Here is a 14,777-nt window from a genome sequence, read left to right as displayed (position 1 = left end):
GCTCCGGAGAAGCCGCGGGGCGCGCGGGCAACGTCGCCCTGCCGCCGGGCGGCGGAAGCGGTGCCGGTTTCCCGGAGTCGGCAAGGGCGTGTTGCTCCCGGCCCGGGCCTGCGACAATGCTCCGATCGGCGGACACCTGTGACGGGAAGGGAAAGCGTTGAGCGATATCCCAGTCGAGGCGGCGGGCAAGCCGGACGACGTGCGCCGGGCGCTGGCGCTGCTGAACGCGGCCGGAGCGCGCATCGGGAACACGCTCGACCTGGACGCCACGGCCCGTGAGCTGCTGGACGTCGCGGTGCCGCAGTTCTGCGACCTCGCATCCGTCGACCTCTACGAGGCCGTGCTCGCCGGCGACGAACCTCCGGCCGCCGGAGCCACGGAGGGCAGTGGCGCGCTCCGCCGCGTCGCCTTCGCCAGCGCGGTCTCCGACGCACCGCTGCCGCTGCCCTCGGACGCCGAGGGGCGCGGCGGCACACCGGTGTCCGTGGGATCCAGCCACCGCTACCCCGCCTCCTCCATCGGCGCCGAGGCGCTGCGCACCGCCCGCGTGCGGCGCGTCAACGGGAGAGAGGGCACCGTGCCCGCGCAGTTCGGCGTGGTCGTGCAGTCCACACTGGCCGTTCCCATGGTCGCCAGGGAACGGGTGCTGGGCCTGGCGCACTTCTCCCGTGTGAAGGGCAGCGGCGCCTTCGGAGAGCGGGACGCCGCTCTTGCCGCCGAACTCGCCGCACGCGCGGCGGTGTTCCTCGACAACGCGCGGCTTTACCGCCGCGAGCACGAGCGGGCGCTCATCCTGCAGCGCAGCCTGCTGCCACCCGGCAACCCCGAAGCGGCCGGTCTGGACATCGCCTGCCGCTACCTCCCCGGGAACCCCGCCACGGAGGTCGGCGGCGACTGGTTCGACGTCATCGACCTGCCCGGCCACCGCACGGCTCTCGTCGTCGGCGACGTGATGGGCCGGGGTCTGCGCGCCGCGGTCGCGATGGGCGAACTGCGCACCGCCGTCAGGACCCTGGCGCTGCTGGACACCGAGCCCGCCGAGGTGCTCGGTGCCCTCGACGAGATCGCCCAGGGGCTCGGCGCCCCGGCGGACAGCCGCCGGCGGACGCGCCGTCAGCCCGACGGGACCGAGGACCTGGCCGAGGTCTATCTCGCCACCTGCGCCTACGCCGTCTACGACCCCGTCACCCGGCGCTGCACCTTCGCCAACGCCGGCCACCTGCCGCCCGTGCTGCTCGACCCCGAGGACGCCGAACGCCCGGACGGCGGCGGCCTGCTGCTCGAGGTTCCCAAGGGAGTGCCGCTCGGCGTCGGTGGAGAACCGTTCGAGCAGATCGAGGTGGAACTGCCGGACGGTGCCCTCTTCGCCCTCTACACCGACGGTCTCGTGGAGTCCCGCGACCACCCGCTGGACGAGGGGCTCAACGCGTTGCGCAGGGCGCTCTCGCGGCCGCCGAAGGCCCTGGAGGACGTCGCCGACCGCGTGTTGGGCGACCTCGACGTGCACCACGGCGAGGACGACATCGCGCTGCTCGTCGCACGGGTCGAGGGGATGCCCGCCGAGTCCGTCGGTGACTGGTGGCTCGAACCCGCACCGCAGTCCGTGGCACGCGCCCGCGACCTCGCCGTCGAGCAACTGGCCGCGTGGGAGCTGGGCGCCCTGGCCGACACCACCGAACTGCTGGTGAGCGAACTCGTCACCAACGCCCTCCGCCACGGCGAGGGCGAGATACGCCTCCGCCTGCTGCTCGACCGCACCCTGGTCTGCGAGGTCTGGGACTCCGGTCTGGTGCAGCCGCGCCGCCGCCGCGCCCGGGTGACCGACGAGGGCGGGCGCGGACTCCAACTGGTGCAACTGCTCAGCCAGGCATGGGGGAGCAGGAAGACACCGCACGGCAAGACGGTGTGGTTCGAGATGGACCTGCCCGACGGGCGCACCACGTCGCAGGACCCCACCGAGGCGCTGCTCGACCTGTTCGGGGAGGAGGTCGGAGCGTCCCGGTGAGCGCGGTCGGCGGCCCTCAGTCCGCCGAGCGGACCCAGCCCCGGGCCACCATCCGCCCGTCGTCGCTGCGGCGCTCGGAGAGGAACAGCGGTACCCGTCCCTCCCGCACGCGGATGCCGTCCACGTAGACGCCGCGGCCCTGGTAGACGGAGTCCGCGGCGTACCGCCAGCGCACCGCCGTCGTGCCGGTCGGCAACTGCCCTGCGGCATGCAGCCATTGGCGTTCGGAGAAGCCCGAGACCGAACCGTCGGTCCGCCAGTCGTGCCGGCCGGCTCGCAGTCGGAGCGGCACCGGACTCCAGTCCTCCTCGCCCGGGTTGTGCACCGTCGCAGCCTCCACGGTGCACACGTCGGTGGACTCGGTGTCGTACCAGAGCCGGAAGTCCAGGGACGCCGGGCGCTCGGCGGGGCGGCGGAAGGGCGCCCGCAGCGTCGCCGTGGTGGCGTCCTCCTGGCCGGAGAACCACGCCGTCCGTCCGACCGCGGGCGCCACGGGCAGCGCGCGCCCCAGATGCCGTGCGGGACGGCGCCGGTAGTCGCTGGAGGTGCCCCACTCGCGGGTCGGGTGCACCCGGTTGGTGAGGAGCACGTACACCGTGCCGGACAGCGGATCGCCGACGAGGCAGGTGCCGGTGTAGCCGGTGTGTCCGAACGCGACCGGCGAGGTCAGGCCGTCCATGTACCAGCGCTGGTTCAGCTGCCACCCCAGGCCGCGGGCCGCCCCGCCGCCGAACTGCGGGTTGCGGTTGGTGAGCAGGGAGCGCACGGTCTCCTCGCGCAGCAGCCGCGTGCCGCCGTACGTGCCGCCGTTGAGCACCATCTGCCCGAAGATCGCCATGTCGCCCGCGGTGGAGAAGATGCCGGCGTGGCCGGCGACGCCGCCGAAGTAGTAGGCGTTCTCGTCGTGGACGCTGCCGCGGACCATGCCGCGTTCCGTCCAGGGCTGGTACTCCGTCGCCGCGATCCGCTCCAGCTCGGCCGCGGAAGGGTTGTAGCCGGTGTCGCGCAGCCCCAGCGGCCCCGTGACCAGCTCCGCCACCAGAGTGTCCAGCCCCTTGCCGGTGATCGCCTCGGCCACCTTGCCCGCGGTGATGAGGTTGAGGTCGGAGTAGGTGTAGTCGGTGCCGGGCGCGAAGGTCAGCGGCTGGTCGTAGATCGCCTGCATCCGGGCGGCGTCGCTGTCGTGGCCCGCGAGGCTGATCCATGCCTTCATGCCGGAGGTGTGCGTCAGCAGCTGCTCCACGACGATGGAGGACTTGTCCGCGTCCGTTCCGTCGAAGTCCGGCAGGTAGTGGGCCACGGGTGCCGTGAGCGCGAGGTCCCCGCGTTCGGCGAGGATCGTCAGCACCACGGACGTGAACAGCTTGGAGACCGAGGCCATGTCGTAGAGCGTGTCGGGCCGGGCGGCCACCCATTCCTCGCGCGGCAGCTCCACGGGGGCGCCCGCCTCGGCGTCCCAGCTCGCGTACCGCAGGGCGTACCCGCGGGCCGCGTGCTCCACGATCACCCCGTTCCGGGCGGCGAGCACCACGAATCCCGGGTGGGAGGGGTGACTGCGCCCCGGGCCGGGCTCCATGAAGGAGGCGGCGGTGGGCACGATCCGGGCCACGTGCTCCGCCAGCAGCCCGGCACGCCGCGGACTGCCCGGCCGGAGGGTGCGCGGCCGGAACGTCAGGTCCTCGGGCGTGACCGTGGGAGCGCCCGGCGCGTCCGGCGCCGCGGGAAGCCCCGGTGCGGCGGCCGACGGGCCCGCGAGGGGAAGACTGCCGGGCAGAACGGCCAGGCCGCCCATCGCCCCGATGAACCGACGTCGTCTCATCCCACACCTCTCACGCCTGCGGACACGGCACCGACGAAGCGTCAGCGTAGACGGCGCAGGGCCGGTTGTGACCGGTCCTGCGCCGTCGCCGTTGGCGCGACCATTGACGCCGCGCCGGGGTTCATCCGGCGCGGCGGACGGTGAAGGCGGAGCGGCCGCGCACCCGGAGCACGGTCCTGCCGCCCTCGTACGTGGCCTTGGCGTCCGCGCAGCGTGCCCGGCCCTCGACCGCGACGACCGCTTCTCCGGCGTCGGTGCGGAAGTCCACCGCACCGTCGCGGATGCGGGTGATCTCGGCGGTCGCGTAGGCGATCCGCATGCCGCCCGCCGCCAGGTCCAGCGGCAGCATGACGGCGCTGCGGCCCGGCAGGTGCAGCGTCTCCCCGCCGAAGAGAGGCTTGCCCTTCTCCGCGACCGTGAAGGACTCCGGGACTCCCGAGCTGACGTTGAAGGCGTGCAGCAGCCGGCCGCGGTCGCCGTTCTCGGTCGTCAGCAGGAAGACGCCCGGGACGTTGCCGGTGTGGGTGAGCGTCGGCGCGGTGCCCAGTGCCCGGACCGCCTTCATCCAGAAGTCCAGGTCGCACCGGTAGTCGCAGGTCACGACCACGGCGCGGCCGGCACCCACGGGGATGTCGAAGCCGCACCCCTTCCCCGTCGAGACCTCGCGCAGCACGGTGTCGCCGCGCGAGGGGGTGCACAACTGGGCCTTCGGGACCCGGATCTCCGCACGGGGCGCCGCCCAGCCGTGCGACGTCGCCGAGAGCCAGAAGCGGTCGGCGTCCGTGAGGGTTCGGCCCACTGTCAGGCCGAGTGCCTCGGCGAGGACGGTGCAGTCCTCGCCCGCCATGTCGGCCACCGGTACCCGGCCCGACAGCAGCAGTTTCCCTCCCGCGCGGAGGTACCGCACCAGCCGCTGCTGCAGGGCGCGGTCGAGGTGCTCCCCGGTGGCCAGCCCCAGCACGGGAGTACGGGACGGGTCGACGTCGCGGGCCTGCAGGTCGAGAGCCCGGTAGCGGAAGCCGCCGAGGAGGAGGGCGCGGGAGAGCGCGTCGCGCGGTCCGAAACCGCGGTTGTTCTCCAGATCCCGCACGGTGTCGGTCACGGCGTCGCTCTCCGGCGGCCGGTATTCGGTGAGGTAGTGGTCCGGCACGAAGCCGAGCGCGAGGCCGTCGTACTCCTGGCGCATCGGTGCGAGCGCGGACGCCAGGCCGTTGACCGCGTGCACGCACTCCTTGAGCGGCGCGAATCCCAGGTTGCGGCGTCCTTCGGGGTCGACGGGCGCGGCGAATCCGTGCCGTTCCCCCGTGATCCCGATGCGGTCGTTGCCGTCGCCGACGGGTTCGTCCAGCTTGGGGTTCCTGCCTCCGGCGAACAGGTAGTAGTTGATCATCTTGACGCCCTGTGCGAGGCAGAGCCGCGACTTCAGGCCGCTCGCCTCCGCGTCCGACTGGTTGCTGAGGTCGTTGCCGTAGTCGGCGTGACCGGCGTCGAACTCGGCGGTGGTCAGCGGCTGGTCGGTGTCGTGGACGGCGTCCATGAAGGCGTTGACCAGGTACAGGTCGACCACGTTGCCGATGTTCAGGCTGCCGAGGTAGAAGTCGGCGCCGGAGATCATTCCGGGCTTGCCCGCGTAGGTCTCCATCAACTGGCTGATGCCGATGGGGAAGTTCTTGGCGCGTCCGCCGCCGGTGCCGTGAATGTTGACGAGGAACGGCAGCCCCTTCAGTCCGTTCCGCTCCGCGGCGTCCCGGAGCGCTTCGACGTACCGGGAGAAGCGTCCGCGCATGAAGGTGCCCAGGTCGTGCATCAGGGCCTGGGCGTAGCCGTTCCGCGGAGTGCGGATCGCGGCGTCGCGCTCGTCGGCGGGCTTGCCGGCGAACGGATAGCGGCCGCCGAGGTCCGCGCCGTAGGTGCGGTCCAGCCAGCCGTTGAAGTCCTTCAGCAGGCCGTCCGTGAGATCGGGGGAGTTGCTCACCCAGGCGAGCATGCCGATCTCGTTGTCCAGTTGGCAGGCGATCACGCCGGGGCGGCCCTTGCGGTGGCGGCGGCGTGCGATCACCGGGATCACCGCGTCGTACCAGCGCCGTGCCTCGTCGAGGAAGGCGGGAGCCAGGTAGTCGACCGTCTCGGTCGGGGCCTCCTTGCCCATCCAGCCGGTGGGCACGATCTCCGGGTGCTCGTCCCGCACCCGCTGCGGCACGCCCTGCCCCTTCAGTTCGGCCATGTTGAACGGGCCCGGCCGGGGGATGAAGTGGAAGCCGTTCTCCAGGCAGAGGTCGATGAAGGCCCCGAGGTCGCGTTCCGGGCGGGTGCGGCCCGTCACGTCCAGGGTGCCGTCGGGGAGTTCGTGCCACAGCCACGGTACGTAGCTGGTGATGGTGTTGAGTCCGGCCTCCTTGGCCCGGTCCAGACGGGACTGCCACTCGTCGCGCTTCAGGCGGAAGTAGTGGATCTCGCCGGCCAGCACCAGCACCGGTTCGCCGTCGATGAGCAGGGTCTTGTCGGCGTATCCGACGGTTGCCGCCGGCCCGTCGGCCGCCGCCCCCTCCGCGGGGGTGCGGGGGGCGGCGGCCGCGGCCGGAGCGTGCAGGCCGCCCGCAGCGGCGGCGGCCGCGGTGGCGGCGGTGCCGCCGAGGACGGTCCGGCGGCGCACAGCGTTGTCGTGGTGGGGCATGACGGGTCTCCCGGGCTTCGGGGCGGGTGGGGACGTCGGTGCCGAAGGACTGTATGCGCTTTCAGAAAGCGCATACAAGAGTGGTGCAGCACCTTTCCCCGACGAGGGCGCGAGCAGTGGAGACCGCCGCCGGCCCCGTCACGCGGGTGCCCCGGCGGAACGTCAGCGCGCCACGCGGAAACCCGTGTTGCCGCTGGAGCTGTCCGGCGTGTTCCCCATCCGCGCAGAGGTGCGGTAGCGCAGGCAGTACGAGGCGTGACACAGGTGCGAGCCGCCCCGCAGCACCCGCGTGTCCCCGGTCGGCGGCCCCGCCGGATCCTGCCGCGGCCCCCGCTTGTGGAACCCCGGCGAGAAGCGGTCCGCACACCACTCCCACACGTTGCCCGTGGTGTTGAACAGCCCGAAACCGTTGGGCTCGAAGGCGTCCACGGGGCAGGTTCCGGCGAAGCCGTCGGCCGCGGTGTTGCGGTCCGGGAAGGAACCGCGCCAGATGTTCATCCGGTAGGTGCCACCCGGATCGCGCTCCTCGCCCCAGGGGAAGGGCTGCTGCTCCAGACCTCCCCGGGCCGCGTACTCCCACTCCGCCTCCGTGGGCAGCCGCACACCCGCCCACGCGCAGTACGCCAGGGCGTCTGCGTGGCTCACGTGCACCACGGGGTGGTCCGCACGCCCGGCGGTGTCCGACCCCGGGCCCTCGGGGCGGCGCCAGTCGGCACCGAACACCTGCCGCCACCAGGGTGCGGCCGCGGCCCCCCGGGTGGGCGGAGCCCCGGCGGGCAGGAAGCCGGCGAAGACGAAGGACCAGCCGAACCGCTCCGCGTCCGTGACGTGGCCGGTCGCCGCGGTGAACTCCGCGAACTCGGCGACGGTCACGGCGGTGGCCGCGATACCGAAGGGGGAGAGCGCGACCCGCCGCACCGGGCCCTCGCCGTCGGCCGGGTACGGGCCGTCCGCGGAACCCATGAGGAAGGCCCCGCCGTCGAGGTCGCGCCACCCGCGGTGCGGCTCCGGCGTACGCGCCGCTTCCTGCTCGTGCCCCGGCACGGCGGGCGGTGCGGCCGGAGGCCCGCCCCCGCGGGAGGGCGCGCAACATGCGCGGGGTGCGTCCTCGTCCACCGTCGTTCCCTCTTCCCGTCGACCTCGACCGCCCGGCCCCGGCGGGACCGGAACCCATGCTCCGTGCGCCGGGGGCCCGGACCAAATCGGCGCCGCTCCGCAGCCGCGGCGGAGGACCGGCGTCCTCAGCCCGCAGCGGGGAGGACGCCCTCCGGGGTGTCCCCGAGTTCCGCCTGCAGCCTCGCCAGTTCGGCCTCCAGCTCGTCCCGCACCGCCGCGTACCCCGGATCGTCGTACACGTTCCGCAGCTCCTCCGGGTCGGCCGCCAGATCGAAGAGCTCCCACGCGGGTTCCCTCGGCGACGGGTCGGCGCCCGAGGCCCCGGAACCGTGCCCGGGGTACCGGATGAGCTTGTGGGTGCGGGTCCGCACCCCGTAGCAGGCCTGCACACCGTGGCAGACGTCCAGATGCATGTAGTAGCGGTAGTACATCGACTGCCGCCAGTCCGGCGGGGTGCCGCCCCGCAGCAGCGGCAGCAGGCTCCGCCCCTGCATGCGCGGATGTGCCGGAACCCCGGCCAGGTCCAGGAGGGTCGGCGCGAAGTCGGTGTTCACCACGATGTCGTCGTTGACCGAGCCCGGCTCCACCTCTCCGGGCCACCGGACCACCAGCGGGATGCGCAACGACGGCTCGTACATGAACCGCTTGTCGAACCAGCCGTGCTCGCCGAGGAAGAAGCCGTGGTCGGAGGTGTAGGCCACGGCGGTGCTGTCCGCCAGCGCCGTGATGTCGAGGTAGTGCAGCACCCGCCCCACGTTCTCGTCGAGCGCCGCGACGACCCGCAGGTACTCCTTGATGTAGCGCTGGTAGCGCCACTCGCGTTCCTCGTGCGGCGAGAGCCCCTCCGGCACCGGCTGCTTCAGGTCGTGCGGTTCCAGGTCCGCCATCCGCATGCGGGCCTCCGCCGCGGCCGGTGCGCGTCCGGAAAGGTCGTCGTGGAGGGTGGACGGCGCGGGGATCTCGTCGTGCTCGTAGAGGTGGCGGTGGCGGTCGGCCGGCTCGAACGCCCGGTGCGGGGCCTTGTGCTGGATCAACAGGGCGAACGGCCGGTCGGGGTCCCGTTCGTCGAGCCAGCCCAGCGCCAGGTCGGTGATGATGTCCGTGACGTAGCCCCGGTGGGGGTGCTCGCCGTCGGGGCTCACGAACGTCGGGTCGTGGTAGACGCCGTGCTCGGGCAGGATCTCCCAGTGGTCGAAGCCGCGCGGATCGCTGTCCCCGCCGTGGCCCAGGTGCCACTTGCCGATCAGGGCCGTCTGATAGCCGGCCTCCCGGAGCATCTCGGGGAAGGAGGGCTGTGTTGCGTCGAAGGTGTGGTCCGGCCCCTCCAGCGACGTCATGCCGTGCACATGGCTGTAGGTACCGGTCAGCAGCGTGGCCCGGGCCGGTGAGCAGATGGCGTTCGTACAGAAGGTGTTGTCGAACCGCATGCCCTCCGCCGCCAGCCGGTCCACGGCCGGGGTGCGGTTGATGACGCTGCCGTAGGCGCCGATCGCGGGGGCGGCGTGGTCGTCGGTCATGAAGAGCACGATGTTCGGGCGGTCGCCGGGCATGCGGAGGTCCTTCCTCGAAGGGGCGCCGCCGGGCCGCCCCCGTCAGGAGGGGCGGCCCGGCGGCACGGCTGCGGGATCAGACGCCGAAGTCCTCGCGGGAGATCAGCGGCCTCAGGTTGCGGGCGAACGCACCCTGCCGGAAGGGGCGCTGGAGGAGCCCCGGACTGAGCATCTGGGCGAGGGCGGCGGCCACCATGCCCTGGTCGAGGGAGAGCATGCGGTCACTGACCGTTCCGGTGCGGACGTTGACGGAGTCGTAGAAGCCGTACCCCTCCTCGTACACGTCGAAGTCCCGTTCCAGACGGCGGAGGTTGGTCATCGCGTCCCGCGGGGCCATCAGCATCGCCAGCATCGCCGCGTGCGGGGTGACCACGCCGTTGGTGTACTCCGACGGCTCGGGCGACGGGGAGCCGTACGGTACGTAGGTGCGGTCGGTGTTGGAGCAGTAGCCGCTGTTGGAGATCCCGAAGTACTGCACGCCGTACTCCTGGTAGCCGCCCTCCGGGACATTGGAGGGAGAGAAGCCCCAGTAGCCGTACTCGGCGTCGTGCAGCCCGTGGTCGCGCTGCCCCAGCACGTGGTTCCGGAGGCTGACACCCCACGAGCCGGGCGACCAGCGGGCCGACGGCACGAACAGCTCCGGCATCAGCGCCTCGAACATCGAGCCGCCCCAGCCGGGTACGTGCTTGCGTCCGCGGTAGGTGTAGTGCCCCGCCCAGCGGCGGACGCCGTCCTGCGTCACCCAGCGGCCCTCCGGGGGCATCTCCTGGTCCTCGCGGTCCGGCGGCAGCGTGCGCAGCATGCGCCAGTAGTGGTCGCCGGGCACCGTGCCGTCACCGAGCCCGAGGTAGCCGGAGATCCGCGTCTCGGAGCACAGGGCACCGTAGAAGTACGGCGTGAGGGCGTCGTCGTCCACCCAGAACCCGGTGTGCATGTGGCCCGGGTGGGTCTCCGGGTCGTCCGCGTCGTAGGGGGCGTAGAAGAACGACCAGTCGATGTCCCTGCGCATCCGCCGGATCCGTCCGGCCACCAGCGGGTCGGCATCCTCGGCGATGCGCAGGCCCACGTCCAGCCAGCCGTTGTCGACGGTCGACAGCAGCTTGGTGACGGGGCTGCCGCTGCCGGGCCACTCCTCCAGCACCTCGCCGGTGTGCGTCTCGTACCAGTTGAGCCAGAAGCCGTGGACCCGCTGCATGCGTTCGATCGTCGCGACGGCACGATCGAGGCGGCGGTGCATCTCCGCCCCGTCGATGACACCCAGCCCTGCGGCCGCGACCGTCGCCCACAGCCAGGCGCCGATGTTGGTGGACGAGGTGTTCTCGCTGAGCTGCGGAGCGCCGTCGCCCAGCGCGATGTTGTCGGCCGGCAGGCCCGTCTCGGGCGACACCATCGCTTCCAGGGAGCGGTAGGTGTCGGCGAACCAGCCGCGCAGAACGGCCTCGACCCCGCCGGAGGCGGCGCCGGCGGTCCGCGCCGCGGCGCCGGTCGCGCCGAGGGCGAGCGCGGCCGAAGCCCCGGCCGCCGCGCCGAGGAGAGTACGTCGGTGCATGAACTTCCCCTTTCCTGTGCTCGTTTCCCCGGGCCCGGGGACGTCCCCCGGGCCGGGTCGTTCTCGTGCGGAGGGGCACGGAGCGGCAGGGGCCGCGGCGTGCGGGGCCGGGAGCAGCCGCCCGACGGATGCCCCCGGTGGTGGTCAGGTGCGGGTCAGACGCAGCGCCCGGATGCCGGGCATGGGGAGATCGAGGGACAGTTCGGCGGTGCCCTCGGCGTCCGCCGTGACGGGGACCAGCGGCTCGGGCGGCAGCACGTCTGCGGCCCGCAGTTGCTCCCACTGGCCCGCGTCGGGCCAGTCGCCGCCGCCCAGTTCGTCCCAGACGGCCTGGATGTTGCCGTGCTCGGCGTCCACCCGCCGCACCTCGGCCCGGTAGGAGGTGCCCGGTGTCAGCCCGGTCACGCGGAGGGTGGTGGTGCGGTCCAGCGCGGGCGCGCCGTCGATCTTCGACTGGTCCAGGGTGCCGTTCCACACCAGGACGTCGAGCGTCGAACCGTCGTCCGCCCGGGTGGCCAGCGCCTCCGTCAGCCCGTCGGCGCCGTCCCCCTCGGTGGTGACCGGCATGCGGCCGCCAGCCATGCCGTCGAGCATGTCGAGCGCCCAGAACCGCGGCTTGCGCAGGTTGCCCACCGTGAGCAGGCCGAATCCGCCGTGGAACAGCTTCGGCGGACGGCCGAGCTCCTCGAAGTGGTCGGAGGCCACCCAGTAGGCCAGGCAGTCGGTGGACGCCAGTGCGCTCTTCATGCCGCGCAGCACGAACGGGGCGGCGAACACCGAGTCGCTGACCCGGTGGAAGTGGGTCGGCGTCACGCCCCACTCGGTCCACAGGATCTCCGGCTCCGGCTTGCCCGTGGCCTGGGCGAACGACCGGGTCTGCGGCCGGAAGTCGAGCGGCGCGTTGCCGTAGGTGTGGGTGGAGACGAAGTCGATCGGGACGTCGTGCTCGCGGCAGTGCTCCAGCAGCGGGCCCACCCAGCCTGCCGCGGCGGAACCGGGGCCGCCCACCGGGATCCGCGGATCGACGCCCTTCACGGCGCGGGCGGCGGTCTCGTACAGCCGGTGGTACTGCTCCTGCGTGCCGTTCCAGAAGACCTCGAGGTTGGCCTCGTTCCAGACCTCGAACTCCCAGGTCGCCACCTCGTCGGCGCCGTACCGCTCGCGCAGGTGGACGGTGAGTTCGCGGCACAGGTCGCCCCAGCGTTCCCAGTCCTGCGGCACGGACACGATGCCCTTGTACTCGAAGACCGTGTACGCGGGATCGGCCGCCAGCTCCGCCGGCATGAAGGAGAGTTCGACGACCGGCTTGAGCCCGGTGGCGAGGAAGCGGTCGTAGACCGCGTCGAGACCGGTGAAGTCGAAGGTGCCGTCCGCGCGCACCGCGACGCACTCCGGCAGGAACGTGCCGTGGGCGCGCACCGTACGCACCCCGAGCTCGTCGCGGACGATGCCCAGTGCCGCCTCGTACTCGGCGGCCACGTCGGAACCGCCCGGCCCCGGGCCCTCGGACCAGGTGAGCATCGACAGGTGCTCGGCGCCGATCATCCGGTTCCAGACGCGGGGGAGGGGCGCGGTGGGGGCGGCCGCGTCAGCGGTCACGGTCACGCCGGCGGGGGAGGAGCCGGGCGCCACGGCGCAACCGGAGACGGCGTCCTCGGTCATCGGCCCGGGGCCGGCATCCGTCCAGGACGACACCTTGTACCAGTAACCCCGTCCCGGTTCGGCGCGGGTGTCGGCGTACGGCGGGTGCGGGACGGCGAGGACGTCGCCGCCGAGGTGGTCCAGCGGCTCGAAGGGGCCGTGCACCGAGTCGGCGCGGTGCACGAGATAGCCCAGGGCCCCCTCCACCGGACGCCACTCCAGCAGTACGTGCCCCGTCCCGTCCCGGGAGCGCAGCCCCTCCGGGGCGGGCAGATCGGCGGTGCCGGTCAGCGGCCGGTCGCTGGGGAGGCCGATGCGCTGTTCCCAGTCGAGTCGTGCGTTCACGGTCATGTGGGGGTTACCTCCATGTATGCGCTTACCCGGCATCCGGGAAAGGTCGTCGTACGGACGGGATCGGCCGCCCGGGATGCGGTCAGTGCGGGGCGCGTTCCGCGGCGCGCCGGGGCGTGGGGGTCACTTGAGTCCGGCGGTGGCGATGCCCTGGGTGAAGTAGCGCTGCAGGACGATGAAGACCAGCAGCACCGGCAGCACGACCAGGAACGCACCGGCCATCAGCACCCCGTTCGAGCCGTCGGCCTGCGTCGGGTCGATCGCGAACACCGCCAGCGCCACCGGCAGGGTGTACTTCCCCGGGTCGTTGGTGGCGACCAGCGGCCAGAGGAAGTTGTTCCACGAGCCCAGGAAGGTGAAGATCGCCAGCGTCGCGAGTGCCGGCTTCACCAGCGGCATCGCGATCCGCCAGAAGATGTACCACTCCCGGGCGCCGTCGATCCGGGCGGCCTCCAGCAGCTCGTCGGGGACGCCGAGCATGAACTGCCGCATGAGAAAGACGCCGAAGGCCTGTGCCGCGAACGGGAGGATCAGCCCCGCGTAGGAGTCGATCAGCTCCATCTTGCTCATCATCACGAACATCGGCATCAGCATCAGGTTGCCCGGCACCATCAGTGCGCCGAGCACCACGCCGAAGACGCCGCGCTTCCCCGCGAAGTTCAGCTTCGCCAGGGCGTAGCCCAGCATCGAGCAGAACACCAGGTTGCATGCCGTGACCACGGTGGCGACCAGAGTGGAGTTGAGGAAGTGCTGCCCCATGTCGAGCAGCGCGAGCAGCTCCCGGAAGTGCTCCAGCGTCCACTCGTGCGGAATCCACACGGTGGGGCTGGCGCCCAGTTCCCGCTCGGTCTTGAAGGCGGACAGCCCCATCCACGCGAAGGGTGCCGCCATGGCGGCCATGCCCACCCACAGCACGCCGAGGGTGAGGGTCTTCCGCGCCCGCGACGCCCTGCGGGTGCGCCGGAGCGCGTCGGTCGCGGTGCGTTCCGTTGCGGGGGCGGTCATGTCGTCCTGTCCTTCAGCAGACGGAGCTGGAGCAGCGTCACGGCGAGGATCACCGTGAACAGCACGTACGCCATTGAGCTCGCATAGCCCATGTGGAAGAAGTTGAAGCCCTCCTTGTACATGTGGAGGGAGACCGTCAGCGTGCTGTCGTTCGGACCGCCCTGGGTCATGACGAAGGGCTCCTCGAAGACGTTGAGGAAGCTGATCGTCGTCATCACCGAGACGTAGAGCATGGTGGGGCGCAGCAGCGGTACCGTGATGCGCCGGAACTCCTGCCAGAGCCCGGCGCCGTCGATGCGGGAGGCCTCCCGCACCTCGATCGGGATGGACTGGAGTCCCGCCAGGAACAGCACCATCGCCGTACCCATGTTGCGCCAGGCCGCCATCACGATCAGGGACGGCATCGCCAGGGTGCTGGAGCCGAGGAAGTCCGGGCCCTGCAGCCCGATCTCCTCCGCCAGGCCGGCGATCAGTCCGTCCACGGGGTCCAGCACGAACCGCCACACCACGGCGACGGCCACGATGGAGGTGACCACCGGTGCGTAGAAGCCGACGCGGAAGAAGGTCCGCATCCGGTCGATGCCGGAGTTGAGCAGCACCGCGGCGCCGAGGCCGGTCCCGACGGTGAGCGGCACGCCGAGCGCGACGAAGTAGATGGTGTTGAACAGCGAGGTGAGGAACTTCTCGTCCCCGAACAGCTCCGTGTAGTTCGCGAGTCCCACGAACTCGGCCGAGAGGGGGTCGGTGACGTTGCGCAGCCCGAAGTCGGTGAAGCTCATGGTGAGCGTCGCGAGGATCGGGAACGCCATGAAGGTGGCGAACAGGGCCAGGAACGGTGCGGAGAACAGCCAGCCGGACCCCGTCTGACGGCTGAGGCGGTCGCCGCGGCGCGCCCTGCGCCCGCCGGTGCCCCTGCCGGACGGGCGGCCGCCGTCCTGGGACGGTCCGTCCGGCAGGTCCTTGCGGCGCCCGTCCGGGGCCGTGGCCGGCGTGGGGGTACCGGCCACGGCCCCGGACGTTCCCGGTCCTCCGGAGCTGCCGGAGGAAGCGGTGGTGGCGGCCATCGA

Annotated in this window: 9 protein-coding genes; 1 reads left to right on the top strand and 8 read right to left on the bottom strand. The window is 72.2% G+C overall.

Going from position 1 to position 14,777, the window contains the following annotated elements; genetic code table 11:
- Positions 1 to 157: 157 nt before the first annotated feature.
- A complete protein-coding gene (locus ACL06G_RS07915) occupies positions 158 to 2,005 on the top strand; it encodes a SpoIIE family protein phosphatase (protein WP_412784584.1) in 1,848 nt (615 codons plus the stop codon).
- Positions 2,006 to 2,021: 16 nt separating this feature from the next.
- Here the strand turns inward: ACL06G_RS07915 and ACL06G_RS07910 are convergent, their stop codons facing one another.
- From ACL06G_RS07910 to ACL06G_RS07875, 8 genes are all read right to left on the bottom strand, one after another.
- Positions 2,022 to 3,824, bottom strand: coding sequence for a serine hydrolase domain-containing protein (locus tag ACL06G_RS07910; protein WP_412835628.1), 1,803 nt, complete (start codon positions 3,822 to 3,824; stop codon positions 2,022 to 2,024).
- 121 nt (positions 3,825 to 3,945) lie between these two features.
- Complete coding sequence (locus ACL06G_RS07905; RefSeq protein WP_412784582.1) at positions 3,946 to 6,498, bottom strand: beta-galactosidase; 2,553 nt, start codon at positions 6,496 to 6,498, stop codon at positions 3,946 to 3,948.
- A gap of 162 nt (positions 6,499 to 6,660) precedes the next feature.
- Positions 6,661 to 7,614 (bottom strand): formylglycine-generating enzyme family protein, encoded by a 954-nt coding sequence (locus ACL06G_RS07900; RefSeq protein ID WP_412784581.1) that lies wholly within the window; start codon positions 7,612 to 7,614, stop codon positions 6,661 to 6,663.
- A gap of 125 nt (positions 7,615 to 7,739) precedes the next feature.
- On the bottom strand, positions 7,740 to 9,164 hold the full coding sequence (locus tag ACL06G_RS07895; RefSeq protein ID WP_412784580.1) for a sulfatase family protein: 1,425 nt from the start codon (positions 9,162 to 9,164) through the stop codon (positions 7,740 to 7,742).
- A 76-nt stretch (positions 9,165 to 9,240) separates the two neighbouring features.
- A complete protein-coding gene (locus tag ACL06G_RS07890) occupies positions 9,241 to 10,713 on the bottom strand; it encodes a glucoamylase family protein (RefSeq protein ID WP_412784579.1) in 1,473 nt (490 codons plus the stop codon).
- Positions 10,714 to 10,857: 144 nt separating this feature from the next.
- On the bottom strand, positions 10,858 to 12,705 hold the full coding sequence (locus tag ACL06G_RS07885; RefSeq protein ID WP_412835627.1) for a GH39 family glycosyl hydrolase: 1,848 nt from the start codon (positions 12,703 to 12,705) through the stop codon (positions 10,858 to 10,860).
- 123 nt (positions 12,706 to 12,828) lie between these two features.
- Positions 12,829 to 13,710, bottom strand: coding sequence for a carbohydrate ABC transporter permease (locus tag ACL06G_RS07880; protein WP_412784577.1), 882 nt, complete (start codon positions 13,708 to 13,710; stop codon positions 12,829 to 12,831).
- Positions 13,707 to 14,774: a carbohydrate ABC transporter permease gene (locus ACL06G_RS07875; protein WP_412835626.1), complete on the bottom strand. Its 1,068-nt coding sequence runs from the start codon at positions 14,772 to 14,774 to the stop codon at positions 13,707 to 13,709. Before ACL06G_RS07875 ends, ACL06G_RS07880 begins: the two co-directional genes overlap by 4 nt.
- Between the last annotated feature and the right edge of the window lie 3 nt (positions 14,775 to 14,777).

Origin of the sequence: Streptomyces callyspongiae (genome assembly GCF_047200695.1) — a bacterium.
GTDB lineage: Bacteria > Actinomycetota > Actinomycetes > Streptomycetales > Streptomycetaceae > Streptomyces.
The sequence above is the reverse complement of the archived record's forward strand: the minus strand, read 5'-3'. Positions and strand labels throughout refer to the sequence as shown.